The 21,313-nt window shown below is 38.4% G+C and carries 19 protein-coding genes; 5 read left to right on the top strand and 14 right to left on the bottom strand.

Going from position 1 to position 21,313, the window contains the following annotated elements; translation table 11 throughout:
* Positions 1–13: 13 nt before the first annotated feature.
* The 3 genes from LVD15_RS02610 to LVD15_RS02620 all read right to left on the bottom strand — a co-directional run bounded on the left by LVD15_RS02610 (position 14) and on the right by LVD15_RS02620 (position 4,048).
* On the bottom strand, positions 14–478 hold the full coding sequence (locus LVD15_RS02610) for a hypothetical protein (protein WP_233778732.1): 465 nt from the start codon (positions 476–478) through the stop codon (positions 14–16).
* Between the two features lie 220 nt (positions 479–698).
* A complete protein-coding gene (locus LVD15_RS02615) occupies positions 699–3,023 on the bottom strand; it encodes a hypothetical protein (RefSeq protein WP_233778733.1) in 2,325 nt (774 codons plus the stop codon).
* Positions 3,020–4,048 carry a hypothetical protein gene (locus LVD15_RS02620; protein WP_233778734.1) on the bottom strand — a complete coding sequence of 343 codons (1,029 nt, stop codon included), beginning with the start codon at positions 4,046–4,048 and terminating at the stop codon, positions 3,020–3,022. The genes LVD15_RS02615 and LVD15_RS02620 overlap by 4 nt, the downstream gene beginning before the upstream one ends.
* 113 nt (positions 4,049–4,161) lie before the next feature.
* Here LVD15_RS02620 and LVD15_RS02625 point away from each other — a divergent pair, with 113 nt between their 5' ends.
* Positions 4,162–4,641 (top strand): glutathione peroxidase, encoded by a 480-nt coding sequence (locus tag LVD15_RS02625; RefSeq protein ID WP_233778735.1) that lies wholly within the window; start codon positions 4,162–4,164, stop codon positions 4,639–4,641.
* A gap of 357 nt (positions 4,642–4,998) precedes the next feature.
* Positions 4,999–5,931: a right-handed parallel beta-helix repeat-containing protein gene (locus LVD15_RS02630; RefSeq protein ID WP_233778736.1), complete on the top strand. Its 933-nt coding sequence runs from the start codon at positions 4,999–5,001 to the stop codon at positions 5,929–5,931.
* A gap of 60 nt (positions 5,932–5,991) precedes the next feature.
* Here LVD15_RS02630 and LVD15_RS02635 read toward each other — a convergent pair whose 3' ends face one another.
* A complete protein-coding gene (locus LVD15_RS02635; RefSeq protein ID WP_233778737.1) occupies positions 5,992–7,065 on the bottom strand; it encodes an adenylate/guanylate cyclase domain-containing protein in 1,074 nt (357 codons plus the stop codon).
* 540 nt (positions 7,066–7,605) lie between these two features.
* Between LVD15_RS02635 and LVD15_RS02640 the strand changes: the two genes are divergently transcribed.
* Positions 7,606–8,166, top strand: a complete 561-nt coding sequence (locus LVD15_RS02640; protein WP_233778738.1) for a T9SS type A sorting domain-containing protein — start codon at positions 7,606–7,608, stop codon at positions 8,164–8,166.
* A gap of 315 nt (positions 8,167–8,481) precedes the next feature.
* Here the strand turns inward: LVD15_RS02640 and LVD15_RS02645 are convergent, their stop codons facing one another.
* The 7 genes from LVD15_RS02645 to LVD15_RS02675 all read right to left on the bottom strand — a co-directional run bounded on the left by LVD15_RS02645 (position 8,482) and on the right by LVD15_RS02675 (position 18,973).
* A complete protein-coding gene (locus LVD15_RS02645; protein WP_233778739.1) occupies positions 8,482–9,033 on the bottom strand; it encodes a DUF3347 domain-containing protein in 552 nt (183 codons plus the stop codon).
* 74 nt (positions 9,034–9,107) lie between these two features.
* Complete coding sequence (locus tag LVD15_RS02650) at positions 9,108–10,808, bottom strand: efflux RND transporter periplasmic adaptor subunit (protein ID WP_233778740.1); 1,701 nt, start codon at positions 10,806–10,808, stop codon at positions 9,108–9,110.
* Positions 10,795–12,129: a TolC family protein gene (locus LVD15_RS02655; RefSeq protein WP_233778741.1), complete on the bottom strand. Its 1,335-nt coding sequence runs from the start codon at positions 12,127–12,129 to the stop codon at positions 10,795–10,797. The genes LVD15_RS02650 and LVD15_RS02655 overlap by 14 nt, the downstream gene beginning before the upstream one ends.
* Positions 12,122–15,931 carry an efflux RND transporter permease subunit gene (locus LVD15_RS02660; RefSeq protein WP_233778742.1) on the bottom strand — a complete coding sequence of 1,270 codons (3,810 nt, stop codon included), beginning with the start codon at positions 15,929–15,931 and terminating at the stop codon, positions 12,122–12,124. The genes LVD15_RS02655 and LVD15_RS02660 overlap by 8 nt, the downstream gene beginning before the upstream one ends.
* Before the next feature lie 133 nt (positions 15,932–16,064).
* Positions 16,065–16,481, bottom strand: a complete 417-nt coding sequence (locus LVD15_RS02665; protein WP_233778743.1) for an HYC_CC_PP family protein — start codon at positions 16,479–16,481, stop codon at positions 16,065–16,067.
* A 177-nt stretch (positions 16,482–16,658) separates the two neighbouring features.
* A complete protein-coding gene (locus LVD15_RS02670) occupies positions 16,659–17,393 on the bottom strand; it encodes a copper homeostasis protein CutC (protein WP_233778744.1) in 735 nt (244 codons plus the stop codon).
* A gap of 116 nt (positions 17,394–17,509) precedes the next feature.
* Positions 17,510–18,973 (bottom strand): TlpA family protein disulfide reductase, encoded by a 1,464-nt coding sequence (locus LVD15_RS02675; protein WP_233778745.1) that lies wholly within the window; start codon positions 18,971–18,973, stop codon positions 17,510–17,512.
* A gap of 129 nt (positions 18,974–19,102) precedes the next feature.
* On the opposite strand from LVD15_RS02675, the gene LVD15_RS02680 reads away from it, so the two are divergent.
* Positions 19,103–19,420 (top strand): hypothetical protein, encoded by a 318-nt coding sequence (locus tag LVD15_RS02680; protein WP_233778746.1) that lies wholly within the window; start codon positions 19,103–19,105, stop codon positions 19,418–19,420.
* Entirely contained in the window at positions 19,413–20,078 is a 666-nt protein-coding gene (locus LVD15_RS02685) for an ATP-binding cassette domain-containing protein (protein WP_233778747.1), read from the top strand. The genes LVD15_RS02680 and LVD15_RS02685 overlap by 8 nt, the downstream gene beginning before the upstream one ends.
* Positions 20,079–20,085: 7 nt before the next feature.
* Here the strand turns inward: LVD15_RS02685 and LVD15_RS02690 are convergent, their stop codons facing one another.
* From LVD15_RS02690 to LVD15_RS02700, 3 genes are read right to left on the bottom strand one after another with little or no spacing between them, the layout of a single operon-like run.
* Complete coding sequence (locus LVD15_RS02690; RefSeq protein ID WP_233778748.1) at positions 20,086–20,754, bottom strand: hypothetical protein; 669 nt, start codon at positions 20,752–20,754, stop codon at positions 20,086–20,088.
* A gap of 37 nt (positions 20,755–20,791) precedes the next feature.
* Positions 20,792–21,052, bottom strand: a complete 261-nt coding sequence (locus LVD15_RS02695; protein ID WP_233778749.1) for a Txe/YoeB family addiction module toxin — start codon at positions 21,050–21,052, stop codon at positions 20,792–20,794.
* Positions 21,052–21,306 (bottom strand): type II toxin-antitoxin system Phd/YefM family antitoxin, encoded by a 255-nt coding sequence (locus tag LVD15_RS02700; protein ID WP_233778750.1) that lies wholly within the window; start codon positions 21,304–21,306, stop codon positions 21,052–21,054. The genes LVD15_RS02695 and LVD15_RS02700 overlap by 1 nt, the downstream gene beginning before the upstream one ends.
* Positions 21,307–21,313 lie beyond the last annotated feature (7 nt).

The following is a 21,313-nucleotide window of genomic DNA, read 5'->3' on the forward strand; positions in this document are numbered from 1 at the left end:
AATAAAAATTACCCTAATCTATCAAATCTTCCGCTTTTAACACAGTAGAATGTGACACATAATCCTTGATGTAATTTTTCAGATCTTTATCCAGCTCAGGATAGCTCTTTAGAATCAATGCTTTATCTTCTTCTATTTCATTATTATAGTTGAGAATTTTAGGGGCATGCTCCTGTATGGTTAACCTCAAAAATCTATATTCCACATTAGCATTTTGACTATCAATAGCGTCTTCAAGCAGTTCATGACCTTCTTTAAAAAGCTCCAATTTATTAGCTGGTCCTTTTACCAAGCCGGCCTTGGTCATAAGTAGGGTTCCTTTATAAGCTTTTATATCTGTTTCATCTCCTTGTAAAGATGACAGTGCATGCTCTATTTTATCTAAAGATCCATCGTTAAGCGCATTAAACACTACCGCTCTGCTACTGGCAAAGAAAAAAAGACTGGTTAAGAATATACTTGATATTATTTTCATCATTTTTCAATTATAAGGTTACTCTACTCTTTAGCTAAACAATTATTTATCCAAACTTTAAAAAGGAGAAATACACTCAAAAAATATAGCTAATAAGCATACTGATCACACTTAAATAGAAGATATCCCTCTAAATAAATGAAATGTGGGGAAAAATCCCCACAGTTACCTTCCATATCGTTATAAAAAAAGGGAAGACTTGCTTCCCTCTTGTTATATCAGCTTAAACTGAAGTGTAATACCTAAAGAAACTACACTCTTCAATAATTTCCTTATAAAATTGAGTATTATCATATTCGTTTTGGAGCCTTCTAAAACTTCGTTTATAAGGCCTTATTTCATCCGTTACATCTCCGTTATATCCCCAATATTTATAGCTTTTCACTTCATTATACATGCTATTAAGCTCGCATTTGGCCATCAGATAAAGGCAACGGGCGTTTAGTTCTCTGTCAGTAGAGTTTTCTATTACTTTTTCATAAAAGCCATATGATTTTTTAGAAAGCTTGTTATAAACATCATAATGATCATCTAAATCATACAGGTTGTAACCTCTATTCGACTCAATAATGGTTGAAGCTCTATTCTTCTCATCATAATCACTTAAAAAGAAATTATAGTTACAGCAATTGCCGCCACCTATGAGCACATCTCTATAGTAGCCTGAATTAGAAGCATTATAATAGAAATTTCCTAATAGATAAAACGCCAGCTTTCTCTTCCACTGTGCTGTATTATTTTGAGCCATATCTTCCAGTTTAGCAACGTAATCAGCAAGCTCAGCCTTAGTGAAGTTACTTTTAATAAAACTAAAAGGAGAGGCCAGGTATACAGAGTCAACCATTACCATATCTTCTGAGCAGCTAAAACATTCCATAATATTATTGCTGAATATTTTTGCCGACACTTGATATGACACCATATTATCCCCTTCGTTTACCTTTGATTCTTTTAACCAGGCATAAGCCTCCTGAGGATTGGCCTTTTTTAAATAATACAGCCCTTTTATATATTTTATGTAATCAACAGCCGAATATCCGCCATCTATATTATTAGTCTTCCTCATTAGCATTTGCTCAAAAGCATTCTTCTGCGGCTTCTGCACAAAGGCCAAAATATCATCTATAAGAGGCAATGAGGCTATGCGACGAATGCTTTCTATGTCATTATGCACAAAATAGGATTGAGCCAATTTACCATCTTTATAGTACAGATGAGCTACCTGATCCATGATAAGGTACTTCCAGGAAGGCTCTGAAGTCTGCCAATTGCTTACTTCTACAGAAGTCATTTCACCATCTAAAAAATTAGCAAGATAAGCCTCATGGTCAACCGTCATTTTACTCCACGTAAATACTTCATAAACTTTAGTGAGTTCAGCTTTCTGACCTTGAAGACTATTATCATTTACTTTTGTCAGCTCAGCTTGTGCTTCTTTTATGTTCCCTTCACAAAAGGCAAGGTATGAAGAAGCCATTTGCCAGAATGCCTGGTTCTTAATTTGCTTATTTTGTTTTGCCTTACTAACAAAAGCAGTCAGGTATTCTAAGGCCTCTCTACCTTCTTCTGGGTTTGGCAAGCTCATATCTTTAACCCCAATGTGGGTAGGCCAAATGGTTCTTTCTAAATCATTTAAGGCTCGCATAAATATTAACTCCACCTTCTCATCATTAGGAGCTACCTCATATAATCTATCTAGCGTTTCCTCATCTCCAGCCATACTGCGTACTCCGGTAATGGTAATGTAAGCTGCCTTATCCTGATTATCTTTGAAAAAAGATTTACCTTCTGCCCCATTTCGGGTACAATACTGGTAACTCAGAAATGCGGATGTTTTTCGGTCTATGCTGTTGTTAAAAATATCTATAAAGAAATAGGCCGCTTTCTCATATTGATATAATGAATAATAGCACCCCGCTACCTGATCTTTAGCGTAATAATATAACTCTGATTTTTCAAACTGATCAGCCACCTGTTCTTCATAAAAATCTATCGCCTCCTGATACTGTGAGCCATAATGAAAAGCCCTGATGATTTGGTATGCATACCTTAGCTTAAGCTGATCATTTTTAGCACTAGCGAATAATTTACTTCCCTCTTCTATCAACGCTGAAGTATTTTCAGTCTCAACTTTCATGATATCACGATACTCCCATGAATTCGTTCTTCTATCAGAAAAGGTTGCACTGCATTTACGAGCAAAGTTCATGTATGCTTTCACCTGAGCATCTAGATCTGACTTATGCTTGCTTAATAGTACTTTAAACTCTGCATCAGTAGCATGAAAAGTCTTTCTAATATCCTCTTCAGACCACTCTGTAAGCAGCTGTTGCCATAAAAGCACATTACCCTCATGGTACTCTTGATCCCAGTCGGCATTATAGAAATGGTTAGCATCTTCTCGCAGAAAAGGATAATAAGCTTTAGCGGAAATATTAGTCTGCTCAAACAGATTATAAAAAAAGTAAAGATCATCTACCGGCCCCCAGCCACAGCTAAAAGCACCCGTAGTAACCAAAATCAGAAGTAATGTTAATTTTCTCTTCATAGTTGCTCTGCTAAAGTTCTAATATCCACATTGTTTACTATTTCATCATCCAGGTGATAGAAAATCACCCCTTTTATTTTCAATTGACTTTTCTTAATCATCTGGTAGGCGTTTAAAATCTCTTCTGTCTTTACCCTTTCCAATTTTATCTTAAAACCTGGGGTGAGATAAAAGCTATGAAACAAAGTATCTTGCTTTACACCATATAAATTCTCTCCTATCTTTTCGAAATAGGCAGACTCAGATGTAAAGGCAGCTTTATCTACATGATTTATCAGTCTTATTTCATTGGCCTTATTTTTCACTACCATCTGCGAAAACACTGGTAAGGCCAGTTGCAGCTCCATAGGGTAAGAGGATTCAGCATTGATGTAATCAGCTACGGTTTTAGATTCTAAAATGGAATTATTGTTATCATCATCCAGCTTACCCATATTATAGAGCATGAGCACGCCTTCATCTACCGGAGGCACACCCGTTTCCTTCGGATATTTGATCTGATGAAGCCGTATGGTAGCACTTAGCTGATAGTACTTTTTAAGCTCCGTAAGTAGTTCAAAGTATTTCTCTCTGGTCGATGGCGTCCAATCACAGTCTACTTGGATATGTTCTAAGCGCTTACTGAAATGATGCTCGCTAATCTGATCAGTAAGTTTATGTATGCGATCAGCCAGCGCTACTACATCCGATTTCTTAATGGCCTCATTGGTTATAAAAACCACTGGAATAATATCATAATTTTTATAGGCGCTATCTACCTCTCGGAGTACATACACAGGGTAAAGACCGTCGTTAGTTCTGGAAGGATTGGCTACATCATCTACATCAAAATAATGAAGGAATATCCGCTTTGCTTTTACTTCTTCCAGCGTTTGTTTTATGGAATTGCTATACTGAGCCCTGGCCTTCCAATGATAAAAGGCTATTTCAGGCTTACTTTGTTGCTCACAAGAAAGTAACATCAATAAGCCCCCCATCACTAATAAAATCCGCTGCATCTGCTCTGTATGATTTAAGAATGGCATAATTACCAATTAATTACAGAGCTAAGAAATGATACCCTGAAAAAAATATAGATTCAATGAATTTTAGCTATATTTACATCGCGCACGATTTAAAAAATTAAAATAAGAGTAGCATGGAATTTTATGATTTAAAAGCCGAAACACCTCAAGGCAAAGAAATACCTATGTCTGACTTTAAAGATAAAGCAGTATTAGTAGTAAACACGGCCACGCAGTGCGGTCTTACCCCTCAGTTTGAAGGACTGGAAAAACTTCATCAAACCTATGGTTCGAAAGGACTGGTAGTATTAGGCTTTCCTTGCAATCAGTTTTTAAGTCAAGAGCCTTTAAGTAATGATGAAATGGAAAAGACTTGTAAAATCAATCACGGCGTTACTTTCCAACTCACTAAAAAGGTAGACGTTAATGGCTCTAACACACACCCTGTTTTCAAATATCTGAAAGATACACTTGGTGGTACTTTAGGCAAAAAAATAAAATGGAACTTCACCAAATTTCTTATTACCCCTGAAGGAAAGCCATTTAAACGCTATGCTCCTACCACTAAGCCTGAGAAAATTGAAGATGACATAAAGAAAGTGTTGCCAAGTTAAGGCTCCTTTATAAACACTAAAAGCCGGTGAGATTCTTTAAACCGGCTTCTTTTTTTGATTCCCCCTAATCAATGAGACTATCCTGACGGACTAGCTCCAACACTTCCACATGGCTTAACAGGTAATTTTAAAGCTAAAATTTAAAGAAAGCATCTCTTCTCTAACTGATCTTTAATATGCACCGCCTTTCACATTGCTTATTTTAGAAGCAATATATTTTTATTTTATACTTTTCTATGAAGGTTTACATAAAGATGACTAAACTATCTCATGTAATTTACATTAAGAATTTAATGAGGACCGGCCAATCGTTTTTAGGAAGCTTTGCACTAAAGTTCAACCTAAATTCAATTAAAAATGAAAAGACTACAGTATTACTTTTCACTATGTCTAATGACATTGGCGATTTTATCATGTAATGAAAATGAGGTAAATCCAGATAATGAGCAAAAGGAGCCTCTTTCATCAGCGGCAAAACTAGAAGCCGTAAACAAACAGAATTTATCCGTTCTGGCCAACGCCGTACAGTCAGCATCTGTTACCGTAAGTGATGAATCATCTCTTAGGTCAGCCATCAGAAATGCCAGCCCGGGAGATATTATCCGTGTAAATGGTACCATCAGGCTTACCCAAACTTTAGAACTGGCCAATAGTGGCACTTCTAGCAACAAGATTAATTTCACTGGCGGTGTGCTTGATTGCTCGCTCATTCCTTCAGGCTGGGGCGTAAAAGTGAATGGAAGCTACTGGAATATCAGCTACATGACTATTAAAAATGCGCCAGACTGCGGTTTAGTATTCCAACATGGCGGGTATAACTGGGTGTATGAGGTTATTACACATGGCAACCAGGACTCAGGTATTCAGATTTACAATGACTCGCACCATAATAGCATTAACTATTGCACCTCTTATGATAATTATGATGTAGCCAATGGAGGTGAAAATGCTGATGGCTTTGCCTGTAAGCTTTCTGCCGGCCCAGGCAACCAGTTTGACCACTGCTGGGCAGAACACAACTCTGATGACGGATGGGATCTTTACGGACAGCCATACAGTGTGTCTATCACTAACTGTACTGCCAAAAACAATGGTTATGGTAGCAATGGAGATGGCAACGGATTTAAACTAGGTAGTGCTGGTCAGAATGTGCCACACACAGTTACTAACTGTACTTCTGGCAATAACCTAGCTGCAGGATATGATGGCAATGGAAACACCGGACATATTAATACTACAGGCAGTGGAGGTTATGGTAACGGAAAAGGCCTTTGGGTAAGAATTTATTAATTGTTCTCTTCATTCAGCATAAGAGGGCTGCTACTTTGCAGCCTTCTTTTTTTACTTACTTTACTTCTGCTCTATAGTGAATATTTTCACATCATTGGTTTTACCCTTTAAGGGAGTTTCTGCCACAAAAGAGACATCGTAACCATTATTACCATTAAAAGCATTCGCCACTTCCTCCGTAACTAACAGCGGACAATGATAGTAATTACAAAGATCCTGAACCCTGGAAGCTGTATTAATCACATCACCATGATAGGCCACTTCGGACTTCAGCTCACCTACTTCAGCCACCGTAATTTTTCCCATATGCAAGGAAGCTTTAAAAATAGGACAGTGGTCATATTTAGCTAGATAGGCGCTGCTTTTCGCTTCTAATAAATTCCTAAAACTAAAGAAAACTTTAAGACAATTAGCTGAAGATAATCCATGCTTGGTCTTCCAGGTAAGTACCGCTTCATCACCCACAAACTGATAAATAGAGGCATTATACTCCATCACTATGCCTGAAAGATCTCTAAAGCAGTCTTGCAACAAACTACTAAATTTCAAATGCCCCAACCTTTCTGCTATTGATGATGAAGACTGCAGGTCTAAAAACATAAAAATACGATCCTCCTCTCTCGGATGTCTGTATTTACCTGTCATCATGTTATAAATCATGCCTGGCCCCACCCGCTTATCAAACTGTAATATAAAATCCATGGTTATGGAGGCCACACTAATAAAAAGGCATAAAGACAAAAAGCTCCATGACCATAAAAAATTAGCAATAGCAACTAAATTTTCGGTACTGGCATTAAAATAAAAGACCAATAGTATTGTTACCATAGCCAGAATTACCAGCAACATAAGTATAGCAAAACGGTAGATACTATTCACCAAAAATGACTTGCTATTAAGTAGTTTAGGATAAACAAAAGATTCCAAAGAACCCAACGTAGTACCTATAATAAGCCCCAGCATAGCGGCTTGCGCCAGCATATGATCAAAGCCAATAATATACGTAAGCTCACTCTGCTGCGGAAAACGCCCCACATGCAAGTACCTGACGATAACGTATAAATCGGCTACAAATATCCAATAGACTATTATCACCAATAGCCTTTGTAATTTATATCTAATGATTGCTCTCACTGTTCAATATTTTATTAGGACCACCCAAAAGCAACGGCCCCTGGCAAACCTACACATTCAAAGGTTAGTAAATCTTTAAGTAGTGAAAAGTAATCAACTTTTGAAACGGACAATTTTCACAACGAACAGCACACTCTTATTGACAATTACCAAATATGATAATCATTATTTCAATTGAAAGCCTTACTCCTCTCTTGACTGGTCAACTACACCCTCCCCATTATTAACAGAATGTTACGTGATTTTGATTTCGAATTTACCCTGAATAACGATTAAATATTTGGAGGAAACTCACAGTACTTTTTAACCACATCGCTCTTCACTAAGAAGTCAGTATTCTATTTTTTACCCTAAAAGTTTAGTAAAAAGTAACATTTAAAAGATTAGTAACAACTCCCTCTAAAAAGGCTCTTTCATTCATAAATCCTTAAAGATTACATGAATATTGAATAAATACCTAAACCAAAAATACTTGGCAGATTTGCATCGAAATAAAATTTCAGACAACAACAAAAACTCAAACAAGTCATGATAAAAACAATGAAATTAATCGCTGCACTCCTAATAGTTTCGAGTACAGCTTTTGCAAGTACAGAACTAGACAAATCAAAAGTCAATATTTCTCTTTCTTCTGACAAAGAAGTATACACGCTGTCATACAAAGGGGGAGATTCTAAAAAAGTATATGTTGAAATAATCTCATCTGAGGGTAAAACCATATTTTCAGAATACATTAAGGTGGATGGTGCTTTTAACAGACCTTATAACCTAAGCGAGTTACCTGCAGGTGAATACACTCTAAAATTGAGAGATCGTAATGGAGTAACTACCAGAACCATAAACCATGGCATCAGCAACACAAAAGAAACCAAGCATTTCATAAACTTAAGAGCTAAAGACAGAAAGTACCAACTAACTATTGCCTCTACTGAAAAAACCGCTAAGGTACGCATCTTCAAAAACGGACAGGAGATTTACTCTGCCCTTAAGGATATCAAAAACGGATATAGCGAAATATTCAACTTAGAGCAACTAGACCCTGCTCAGCAGTATGAATTACAAGTAATTATGAATGACGAAGTGAAATCTTTTTCCCTATAATATATTTTAGTTTCCTCGATTTAAGCTCAGGCTCCCATAGGTCTGAGCTTTTTTTGTACACCTCAAACACACTAGTACATTAAATCACAGACAATTAACTCTTAGGTATTACAAGAGATTTAAATGGCAAATCCAATGAATATTATAATATTAACAGCCGTTTTATTGTCCTGAAATATGAAAATATTATCAATCTTAATTTCAGATATTTCCACATTAATTTTGAAGAACCAGCAGAAATAAAAAAATCGCCTACTTTGGGTAAGCGATTTTTAAATTTATTCAAAGCTAATTCATAGGCCTCTAGCCTTAGAATCACTCAATAGTCTCCTCTACCTTACCGCAGTGAAGCATTTTATCTCCGAAGTAAGGGTTATTCACTTGCTCTTCCATGCTCAGCCAGTAGGCTCCTTCATTATTAAACGCCATAGGACAGAACTGACGATAAACGGTGCTTTCATTAGCTTTAGTGGACTTCACTAAATTGTAAATATCTTCAGAAAGGCCGTTGAAAAACTTACGCTGCGCTTCTATATCTTTTTCATTAGCTATGTTTTGAGCAGCAGCGTAAATAGCTTCTGCGGTACTAATCCCTTTAGCCTTCAATACAGCAGCTATTTCACTCGCAGCAGCACTAGCTTGCTCAGCATTGGTTTGTACTAGTGCATCTTTCACTTGCATATAGGCTGCAAGCACCTTTTGCGCTTCTTCTTTAGAGACATCTCCTTCTTGCTCCATTTCTTCTGATAACTCTTCGGCTGTTACTTCAGGCTCTTCAGTAGAGGTGGCTTCCTGCTTGCCTCCTCCACATGCTACCAGACTTACTGTGAATACTGAAGCCAATAATAATGTTAATAGTGATTTCATTGTTTTAAAGTATTTGGGTTTGTTTTATTTCTATTATTTATTCTTCCTACGGCAGATTGAAACCTGCCAATTGTTTAATTCATTACCTGAGTTACCTCTCCACAACTGAGCATAAAAGCCCCGAAATATGGATTTTTCACTTCCTTTTCAGCACTAAGCCAGTCTGCACCCTGATTATTATCAGCCATAGGGCAGTGCTGCACATATAAGGTTGATGACTCAGGCTTCATTTGCTGTGTTAAAGCTATTATATTCTTAGATACAAGGATAAATTTTTCTCGCAATTGATCGATATCTTTTGACTCTGCCATCGCTTCAATTGATGTCTTTAAGGACTTCACATATTTCATCCAAATCATGTGTGCATCTCCTTCAAAAACCTCCATTTCTACGTTATTAACAGTTTGCTGTAATGATTTGGTTTCAGCCTGAGCTTGATTAAAATCATCATTAACCAAAGCATTTTTTACTAAAAAGTATTGCTTAATTATAGACTGCAATGCCGCATTAGCTCCGGCAGAAAGCTTTACACTTTCTGTTTTTTCCTTTGGGTTCATCATACTGGGTTTACCGGCCAATTGAGCGGCAGCGTCTATACTGAAAGTGCCATTTACCACTATTCTGTCTCCTGCACTCAAACCACTTTCTACCAAATATTGATTCCCTTTCTCTGGCCCAAGCACCACTTCTCTATATTCAAAGGTGGGCTGATCATAGCCTTCCAGCTTCACATAGACTAAAGAGCGCTTCCCAGTCCATAATACCGCTGACTGCGGAATAGTAATGACTTCTCCTGATTCTTGCTTCTCACCATTCAAAACAGTAGCCTTAACAAACATTTCAGGTTTCAATTTACCTTTTGCATTCACCACTTCAGCCCTAATGCCAGCCACCCTGTTAGATGGATCTATAAAAGGATCTATAAATGTCACTTTAGCTTTAAAGCTCTCTCCTGGTAATGAAGGAACGGTAAATGTAATTACATCACCTTCTGAAATACGGCCCAAATCCTGCTCATATGCATCTAAGACCACCCAAAGCTTGCTCAGATCTACAATCCCGAATAAGGGCTCTCCTTTTTTCACATGCTTTCCTGAAGAGGCATAAAGCTTCTGCACCACCCCAGAATAATGAGACCTCAGCGGCAAAGCCATACTCACCTTACCTTCTGCTTCAATCTTATTAATCTCGCTTTCGGCCAATTGAAAATTCTTAAGCTTATTTCTCACCGCATTATAGAGCTCCGGATTTGAATCTTTGTTTTTAGCAGCCTCCAACAGCTCCTGCTGAGCCATTATGAATTCAGGAGAATAAATAGACGCCAATACCTGACCTCTTTTCACCTTTTCACCAGTAAAATTCACATATAACTTCTCTATTCTACCATTAAAGTGAGCTGAAATAAGAGAAACATTCCTTTCATCAGCCTCAATCTTTCCGCTTAGTTGAAGGTTCTTTGAAGCCGCTTCACCAGATCCTACTACTACGGTCTGCACATTAGCCAGCGCTATGGCCGATTCACTCATTTGCAAAGCATCATTAGCCACCAGCTTACCCTTATTTTCACTAAGCGGTATAAGCTCCATACCACAAATAGGGCACTTGCCCGGCTTATTCTGCCTTATTTGAGGATGCATAGAACACGTCCAGACTGTTGCCTCCCCTCCTGAATGCTGATGCTGTTCTGACTCTCCTCCAAAGAGTAAGCTGCCCAGCACAACCCCTACAACCAGGGCTGCCAGCATAAATAGTATTGTTGATTTATTTAGTTTCATGATCAATATCAATGTTTTTAGCCCATAATTTTTCTAATAATGCTATAGCTATTTGTAAGTCGGCCCCGGCTTTATCTAAGGCCAATTCATAGCGAAGCACCTGCTGCTCTATATCCAGCACTTTCTCATAACTGCCTTCACCACCAGCATAAGCCTGAGTGATGATGTTTGAGGCCTGCCGAGACTGAACCAGCAACTCTGCATATAATAGACGCTTGCGATCAGCATCTTTATATTGATTAATAGCTTGCACCAGCTGAGCCTCTAAAGAATTCTTCTTTTGCTCAATTTCTTGCTGCAAGCTCTGCTGCATATAATCTACTTCGCTAATTTTTGCCTTGTATTTTTTCCTGTAAATAGGAATACTCAGAGTAGCCATAGGCATTAAAATATCTTGCCCGTTGTCCGGTACGTCCATATCTGTTCTTGGAGTTACTAAACCATAGCTTATCCCCACTCCAAATGAAGGCTGACCCTCTTTCTGCGCAATAACCTTTTGAGAATTTAAAGCGGCATTTCGTTGATATAAAGCATTCAATTTAGGGTTATTCAATAGAATACTATCCATCAGCACCTGATCATCCAAGGCTAGCTCTGTACTAACCAGACTATCCTGCACCTCTACTTTTTGGTTTACAGAATGGTTGAGCAAGGCATTAAAGCGAGCGGATTGGGTTTGCTGTATATCGAGCAACATTTCTAACTGAGCTTGCCTTTCTTTTGCTTCCATTTGTACTTGCAGCACATCTACCATAGAGCCTTCTCCTCCTTCTATTCTGCTTAAGCTTACTTTCTCGTCTCGCTTCAAAATATCAAGATAACGACGCGTGGTGTTTATACTTTTTTGAGTAACGTAAAGCTGATAATAAGCTAATTTCACCTCATAGAACAGTTCATTTTTCACTTTTAGAAACTCTTGATAACTCACTTCAGCCTGCTGTGAAGCGGCATCTTTTTTAGCAGCAAGAGTACCAAACCATGGAAATGATTGTGAAAGCTCTATGCCCATTACCCTTTCTCCTACCCGCGTTTCTGTAGGTAAGATGGCATAACTCAAGCTGGCTTTAGGATCTGGCAAAGCCCCCACTTGTGGCACTTTTTGAAGATCAGCATAATAGCGATTAAACTGAGCCTGCAACCCGGGATTATGCTCTGCGGCTTCTTGCAAATACTCATTTAACTGACCAAAGGACATATTATTGATGAATAAGAAGAATAACGTTAGCATTATTCCCTTTACCCGAATCAGATAATTGCTCAATGTATTTTTCCTTAGCTGAAAATAACCATTCATGGTATCGAATTTTTTAAATCTATTCATCTTTAACCCTCCTTTCTTGCCACACACTGTACAGCACGGGCACTACAAACATGGTCATTACTTGTAGCAGCATACCGCCAAAAGCAGGAATAGCCATTGGCACCATAATGTCAGAACCTTTACCGGTAGAAGACAGCACAGGAAGTAACGCTATGATAGCCGTAGCGGCTGTCATCATTGCTGGTCGTACTCGCATCATTCCCGCATGTAATACTGCCTTTCGCACTTCTTTTTTGGTGGCTGGCTTCTCCCTTTCAAAAGTTTGAGTCAGGTAAGTACCCATGATTACGCCATCATCAGTAGCTATTCCAAATAAGGCTATAAAGCCGACCCACACCGCCACGCTGAGGTTAATAGTGTGCATCTGAAAGAGATCTCTGAGATTAGTTCCGGCTACGGAAAAGTTCATAAACCAATCTTGACCATAAAGCCAAACCATTAAAAAACCTCCTGAGAAAGCCACGAATATGCCGCTAAAAACCATAGCCGACATAGTCACTGATTTGAACTGAAAATACAAAATCAGGAAAATAATGATTAATGACAACGGCACTACAATAAGCAATCTCTGTGTAGCTCGTACCTGATTTTCATAGTTCCCTGTAAACTGATAACTAACTCCGGCAGGAATTTCTACTGCACCCTCATCAATCTTTTGCTGAATAGCCGCCTGAGCTTGCTCCACCACATCTACTTCGGCAAAGCCCTCTTTCATGTCAAAAATAACATAGCTGACTAGAAAGGTATTCTCACTTTTAACATTTTGAGGTCCCTGAGTATATTTTATAGTTGCCAATTGCCCCAATGGAATCTGAGCTCCTGAGGGAGTAGGGATCAAAACCTCTTTAACGGCCTGCGGACTATCACGAAACTCTCTGGCATAGCGAACCCGCACCGCAAAACGCTCCCGGCCTTCTACCGTAGAAGTTTGCTCCATACCCCCGATAGTACCGCTGATGTAGCTCTGTACATCCTGAATGGTAAGCCCATACCTACCAATGGCTTCTCTGTCAATATCTATATTTAAATAAGGTTTACCCACTACCCGATCCGCAAAAACAGTAGGTGCATCTATACTCGGCACCTGCTTAAGCACTTTTTCAATCTCGAAACCTACCTTTTCAATGGTTTTTAAGTCTGGACCATATACTTTGATACCCATAGGAGCCCGCATACCGGTTTGCAACATCACCAGCCTGGTCTGTATGGGTTGAAGTTTGGGGGCAGAGGTAAGACCGGGGTAATCAGATTGAGCTACAATTTGCTCCCAAATATCATCTGGCGATTGAATTTCAGGTCGCCACTGACGGAAGTATTCTCCTCCGGGATCCTTGATTAGGCTTTGTGTATCCAATTGTAAAAGATCACCTTTTTGAGGATCATATAAATCGCCATTTTTTAATTCAAAAGCCCCCTCTTCATTCACTTTAAAACGCTGCCGTTGACCATCTTCATCTAAGATATACTCAGATTTATAGTTGATGATGTTTTCAAACATAGAAACAGGTGCAGGATCCAGCGCACTGTTAGTTCTACCCCACTTACCAACTACAGATTCTACCTCAGGAATATTATTTACCCGCAAGTCTAATTGCCTGATGACCTCAATATTCTGCTCTACTCCTGTATGGGGCATAGTACTAGGCATAAGCAAAAACGAACCTTCATCTAGCGTAGGCATAAACTCTTTACCTACTCCTGGAAATGTGTGTTCCATTGCTTGCCAACCACCACTATCCCGGAGTTCCCAACCGACCTTCTCTGCTCCTGTAGCCACAAAACCAAACACTTGGTTAAAGCCCTGCCAAATGAGAACACCCAGCAAAATGCTCATAACAGGAACAATAAGAAAAGTTAATTTATGATTGAGACACCAAGGCAAAATACGAGGGTAAAAATGCACCACAGATAATAGTACCGCCAGTATACTTCCTACCATTACTACTACAAAAAGAAAGTTAGCAAAAGCGCTATTTTGAGGCCCTAGAGGCATCCATTCCTGTGTTAAAAAGAACAGTACGATCAGAACAGATACACCAATATTTATCCAATTGGGCAATTTACTATTTCGTTTCTCCCAAAAATCATGAGTGAGGGATATAACTCCGAAAAGAGATAGCAAAAGGGCAATCCATGTACTGAAAATAAAGGCTAAAACTACTCCAGCCACTATCAATATCGCGCCCCAAATTTTTCTGGTTTTACTTTTATCTAAACGAATAGAAAATACTAACTGAGCTAAAGTCGGTATTACTATTATTCCCAATGCAAAAGATGAAAGGATCGCAAAAGTTTTTGTAAAAGCTAGCGGCCTAAAGAGCTTACCTTCTGCTGCTTCCATAGCAAAGACAGGAATAAAACTCACTACAGTAGTGGCCAGGGCAGTCATAATAGCAGGAGCTACTTCTTTAGCCCCTTCAAATACTACCTTCTGAAGTTGCTTGCCTTTCACTCCATTATTCTCGGGTAGCTCCAGGTGTCGCACGATATTTTCTACGAATACAATCCCTACATCCACCATTACCCCAATGGCTATGGCTATACCAGACAAGGCCACCACATTAGCATCTACACCAAAATAGCGCATGCTTATGAAAGTAATAAGCACTCCAATAGGTAATAAACTAGATATTAGTATCGATGCTCTGAGGTTCATCACCAGCACTATTACCACCAAAATACTGATTAGTATTTCATGCGATAAGGCCGATTCCAACGTACCCAGCGTTTCATGAATCAGCCCTGACCTATCATAAAAAGGCACTATAGTTACCTTAGATATAGAACCATCTTCTAATGTTTTTTGAGGCAGACCGGAGCTTAGTTCATCAATTTTTTCTTTTACATTAGTAATTACCTCCATAGGGTTAGCTCCATAGCGTGCTACCACTACACCTCCTACAGCTTCAGCGCCCCCTTTGTCTAGTCCGCCTCTGCGAGGTGCAGGACCAAATGACACATGTGCAACATCTTCAATTCTAATGGGCACATTATCTCGAACTGTAACTACACTTTTCTTAAGGTCATCCAGGTTCTTGATATAACCAAGGCCACGCACCAGGTATTCGGCTTTGTTAAACTCAATGGTTCTGGCTCCGATATCCAGGTTACTCTTCTTCACCGCCTGCATAATCTGAGCAACAGACACCTTACTGGCCTTCATGGCATCAGGATCTATGTCTACCTGATATTCCTTCACATAACCACCCACAGAAGCGACTTCTGCCACCCCACTGGCTGAGGTAAGTCCATATTTCACGTAGAAGTCCTGTAATGTTCTAAGCTCCTGCGGATCCCAGCCACCATTTGGCTTACCCGTTTCAGGATTACGACCTTCCAGCGTGTACCAGTAGATCTGCCCTAAAGCGGTAGCATCTGGCCCCAAAGCCGGAGTAGCCTCTGAAGGCAATGTACCGGCAGGCAATGAGTTTAACTTCTCTAATATTCTGGTTCGACTCCAGTAAAATTCCAGGTCCTCATCAAAAATTATATAGATGCTGGAAAAGCCAAAAACAGAGTTACTCCTGATGGTTTTTACCCCAGGGATACCTAATAAAGCGGTAGTAAGCGGATAGGTAATCTGATCCTCAATATCCTGAGGAGACCGCCCTTTCCATTCTGTATAAACTATCTGCTGGTTCTCACCCAGATCCGGAATGGCATCTACAGGCACAGGGTCTCGAGGAAGGCCTATATCCCAACCAAACGGAGCGGTAACTATACCCCAGGCTATCAAAGCCAGAAGTAGCAGAAAAGTGACCAGCTTATTTTCTAAAAAATATTTAATTATTCTATTTAACATGATATAGTGTCTTAAAAGACATACATTAAGATCAGCTTAAGCAGATCTTGAAAATATAAGTAAGAAGTCTACATACTGAGATATAGAATTCTTGACCGGACTATAAATAGACCGTGATTATATCATGCTAGATTTATAAAAGAAAAGACTGATTCAGGATGTGTATATCCTGATCCAGCAAAGGAGGGGGATCATTGGTTTTATGAATTTGAACGAAACTATCATTAGGCTGAATAGCCAGAAAAGTATAAGTAAAGGCCGCTAGAAACTGAAGGTTAACAGCATCTAAAGCCACTTTAGTAAGTACTGTATTATCTGCACTTACTGTCTGATAGTCATTATCACAGCAATTGTTAACAGGCTTTACTACCTGCTGACCTGTTGAAGAACTGCAATCAGTATCCATTTGCATAACACAGCCCAGCATGTGCTGACCAAGCATTATTTCTGACTCTACCGCATAGCCTCCACAATAATGTGTTGCCAGCGTAATGCCGGTGCTGGCCATGAGCATCAGACCTGCCAGAAATATGGATAAAAGTTTCTTCATATTGCTACTTTCTCCTACGCAGATGACTTAAAAAGGGTTCATCAGGAAGGATTATTGTAAAGGTAGTGAATTTTTATAATGAATAATACCCCACTACCTTAGAATGAATTATGACCTTTCTCAGTTGTCTAAGCACCGTCATAGCAGATTACCATGATACATATTCAACAGATTCTTCTAGTCTCTAAAAGCCGCAATCACATTACTGTCCACCACAGAAATACTAAATTCAGGCTGTTGTAAGGCGCCTCCCATAGACACTCTGCCATTTCTAAACTGCATCTTGCTTTCTACCGGCTGTCTGCCCGAAACATGGCATTCTTTAGCGCCAGTCTTTTCAACTATCTTTTTAAGATTATACGGCCTGATGCCTCCACCTACCAATATAACTATTCTGTCGCCAGCCTTTTCTATTAATTCATTGAGAAGATCAGCTCCTTCCAGCGCAGTACGCTCCAACCCAGAAGTAAGAATGCGATCTACTCCTAGTTCTATTAGATCTTCTAAAGCCTGAAATGGATCAGCAACCATATCGAATGCTCGGTGAAAAGTGACTTGTAACGGCCTGGCTAAGTCTATCAACTCCTTAGTTTTCTGCTTGTCTACCTCTCCTTGAGGAGTAAGTAAACCAAAAACTACACCATCAACACCCAATGATTTGGCAACTTTTATATCCTCCTTCATTACTTCGAACTCCTCCTCTGAATACAAGAAGTCTCCTCCTCTGGGTCTTATCATCACCATCAAACCAATGGATACTTTTTCTCTCACCAGCTTGATCATGCCAGCGCTAGGAGTGGTTCCCCCCTCAAAAAGGTTATCACATAATTCTACTCTATCAGCACCACCTGCCTGTGCATTTACACAAGATGCCACTGAATCCGTTACTACTTCTATTGTTAGTTTTGTCATTGATAAACTGATTTAGCAGGCGAAATTTAAAGAAATTTAATAAAGATTCTTAATTAAGAAGAAACTTTTAATCTCAACACATCAAATACAAATGAGTATCTCAAAAGAAAGAAAAACTACTTTGCAGCTAATTCTCTCAACCTGATTTCTATGGGAATTGCTTTTTCTACCACTTCTGCTGATGGGCCTTCCGCAGCAAAATCTATTAAGAGGCCTTGTTTATCAAAAATGATATAATTGGGCACCCAGTTTATTTTTAAATATTGATGCAATTGAGATTTATACCCATTTTTAAAAGCATAAATAGCCTTTGACTGTTGGGTATGCTCCTGGATCACATCCCAACCAATACCCTCAGTATCATCCACAGTAATATACACAAACTCCACCGGCAGCTTACTCAGCTTTTCTCTCAAAATTTTAGCATATGGCATTGCTTTAATACACGGACCACAGGTAATAGACCACATATCTAAATACACAACCTGACCTTTCATACTATCTATCACCTCTCCTAGTTTCACTTCCTTCCCGTGAGGATCAAGAAGAAGCGTATTATAAAAGGCTTTATTCATTGGTTTGCCAATCAATTTTAGATTCTCTCCTCTTTTATTGAGCTGTTTATCAATTATCTGCTTAGTTATATCCTCAGTGGCTATTTCATCAAAAAGAGCAATAGTTTCTTCATCATAAGTGTTTTCGTCCAGCTGATCTATGATATACTGAGTCAACACATATTCCCTGCTTCTGCCTGATAAAGAATCCTTCAAAACTATCATGATAGCAGCAGGCGTATCTATCTCTGGGTGGAGTTGCTGAATTTCTGATGCTTCAAAATATAAGGCATTATTCAACATATAGATATAGTAAGAGGAATTTACAAATGCATCATTTTGATACTCCTCTACATTTCCACTCTGCACGTAAGTTGCTGACCAATCAATATTTACTTCTGATCCTTTCTTTTCTTGGTAGTAGCTCTGAAATAAGCCAAGCCCAGAATAATAAGCAGCCTCTGTATCGGCTTTGAATAAATCTTTAAACTCCTGACTTAAACGTAAGGAATTAGAATACTCAGACAAGTAATTCAGTCTCTCTTGCCTGAGATGTGTGGCCCATTTCAAATAGCTATCAGGAGACCAAATAGTGTCACTTTGATAAAAAGCATAAAACTGCGACAAAGAAAGGCCAGATTCTTCCGCTTGCCGAATTAATATATTTCTATCAGCTCCTTTGCCTGCAAACAATAAGGTGTCAGGTTTAATGGTAATAGAAAGCTTATCTCCCGGAGCTAGCAGTATCTCTGCACTCTCTTCTCCATAAGTGAGGTAGGCACTTGACAATTTTCCTAATGGTATTTCTATATGAAATTTAGAATCTTTCGTAAGCTCCATAGCATAAGATTGACCATCATATTCTATTGGGTTATCCACGACATCCTCTAGAGATATCTCTCCTACTTGCATACCAACAACTTGCCCTTCCACCATCACTTTTCTCTCATTCTGAGGCAATGGCTTTCCCTGCACATGCTGTTCAACACACAAAAAAATGATTAAAAAGGCGCAAATGAGTTTCATAATAAATACATCTATTTTATAGTCATATTTAATATTACAATTATAAATCATATTTAAAAATATAATTTTTCAATTTCAAATAAATACGGCATCATATTTGATTAACTCAACACCTAACCTTTCATTTCTATGGTAAATTATAAAAACTGGTGGTTCAGTATCAAAATCTTTTATCGTGAATTCAATATCTACAACCTGATTTTCACTCTATTCTCTGTATACTTACTATATATTGACCCTGTACACAGCATCAAGTACATCTTTTGGTTCAAAGTGGTTGGGTACGCAGCTATTACCATTTATTTCACTTCCTATAAAAAAGAGCGACTGTATTTCTTTTACAACCTGGGCATTAAACGCAAAAGGCTATTCATTCCTGCAATTATTATTGATTTCGTCACCCTTATTATAATACTCATGTTGGCTAATTATTTTATATATGGATAAACTAGAAATAGACGGTGTGAGTCTGAGCTTTTCAGGCCGCACGATATTAAATAACATTTACCTCCAATGCCAAACCGGAGAAATTATAGGTCTATTGGGGCGAAATGGTTCTGGTAAATCTAGTTTGATGAAAATGATTTTTGGCAGCCTTAAAGGCGATCATCAGTCGGTAAGAATCAATGGTCACTACCATGAACAGGCATTTTCAGAGCCTAAGACCATTCATTTTATGCCTCAAAATGGCTTTGCAATGAATCGCCATTCTTTTAACCAGCTAGCCACTTATTTCGATCTGGCTTCTCACCTGGGAGTTATTTATGAGAATGATGAAGTTTATAAAAAGAGAAATGATCAGCTAGGCACGCTGTCTTATGGAATGAGAAAGGTAATGCAGATCCTCTGCATATTATATACACCGGGTAAATTTGCTATTCTTGATGAGCCCTTCAGCCACCTCTCTCCGCTAATGATAGAACAGATTACTCCTCATATTCAGACTCAATCAAAAGTGAAGGGAATTATTCTTTCTGATCACCTTTATGAAACCGTTTATGACGTCAGCTCTCGTCTATATGTGGTATCCGCGGGAGTGCTACACCATATACAAGAAAAGGATGAGTTGGTAATGTTCGGGTATGTGAAGGGGGAAGAAGTTTAAGATATTCTCAATTCATTTTTCTATAAGCTTCGCAAATAGTAAGAATAATGCTGCCTCCTATTGAGCCATTTATTGAAAGCTTCAATGGTTCTGACTTACCTAATAGGTTTAGTACCAAATACGAACCTTGCTTCATTAAATTTAAATTACAATAAACCAAGGTAACATCAGACCACGAGATAAAATCACCTCCTGCAATAGTAATCCCTTCTTTATTGACCAATGCCAATTCTAAAGCATCTACTTTGAGGTTCTTCCAATTAAGAATAAAAGCATAGATCGCCAATCCAAAACATGTAAGGGCAATGCTATAAACTCCACCAAAACTAACCCCTAAAAATATTACCCCAATCATTATTAAAAACATTGAAGTTAAGGCATATAACCCGATTTTATACCTTTTAATTCTAAACTCAGCAGGCAAATAATGCTGAGCTAACAAAATCAATCTTTCATGGGTGGAGTAAAAATTCTTACTTGCAAAACTTCCATTTCGTATCTTTTCATCAAACAAGCGAGCCTCATAAGCTTCTCTTTCCGCAGAGTCTTCTATAAAGTAGGGACAACGATTCTTAAATTGAGGTTTATCATTTGTAAGTTTACAGACTACACCATAATTGTTATAAGCTCTATTGCTGCAAATCTTACAATATTTGAGACGTTCCTGAATATCCATTTATTACTTATAAAATAGACTAAAAAATAAGAGAACGCTATTTATCATAGTGATATTTACAGCTAAAAATGATCAAATCTGCACCTGAAACCTGATATACTAATCTATGTTCTCGGTCGATTCTACGCGACCAATAGCCAGAAAGCTCATATTTTAAGGGTTCTGGCTTACCAATTCCTTCCAAAGGGGTTCTCTTGATATCCTTGACTAAGTCATTTATTTTCTTCAATATCTTTCTATCTTCCTTTAACCAAGAGGTGTAATCTTCCCATGCGTTATGTGAGAAAATAACATTCACTAACCCTCAATCAACCCTCGTTTAACTACTTTTCCATCTTTTATCTGCTGTATCGATTCAAACAGTCTATCAGCATTTTTCTTTGAGCTCAACAAATGAACTGTTTCCATTAAAGAATTATATTCGTCAAGTGAAATCATTACGGTACCATTTCCCGTCCCTCTTTTAACAATCAATGTTTCTTGATTTTGCTCCACATCATCAAGATACTTCTTAAGGTTAGTCCTAAACTCTGTATAATTTGCTGCTATCATAAATTTT

This window comes from Fulvivirga maritima, assembly GCF_021389955.1.
Taxonomy (GTDB): domain Bacteria; phylum Bacteroidota; class Bacteroidia; order Cytophagales; family Cyclobacteriaceae; genus Fulvivirga; species Fulvivirga maritima.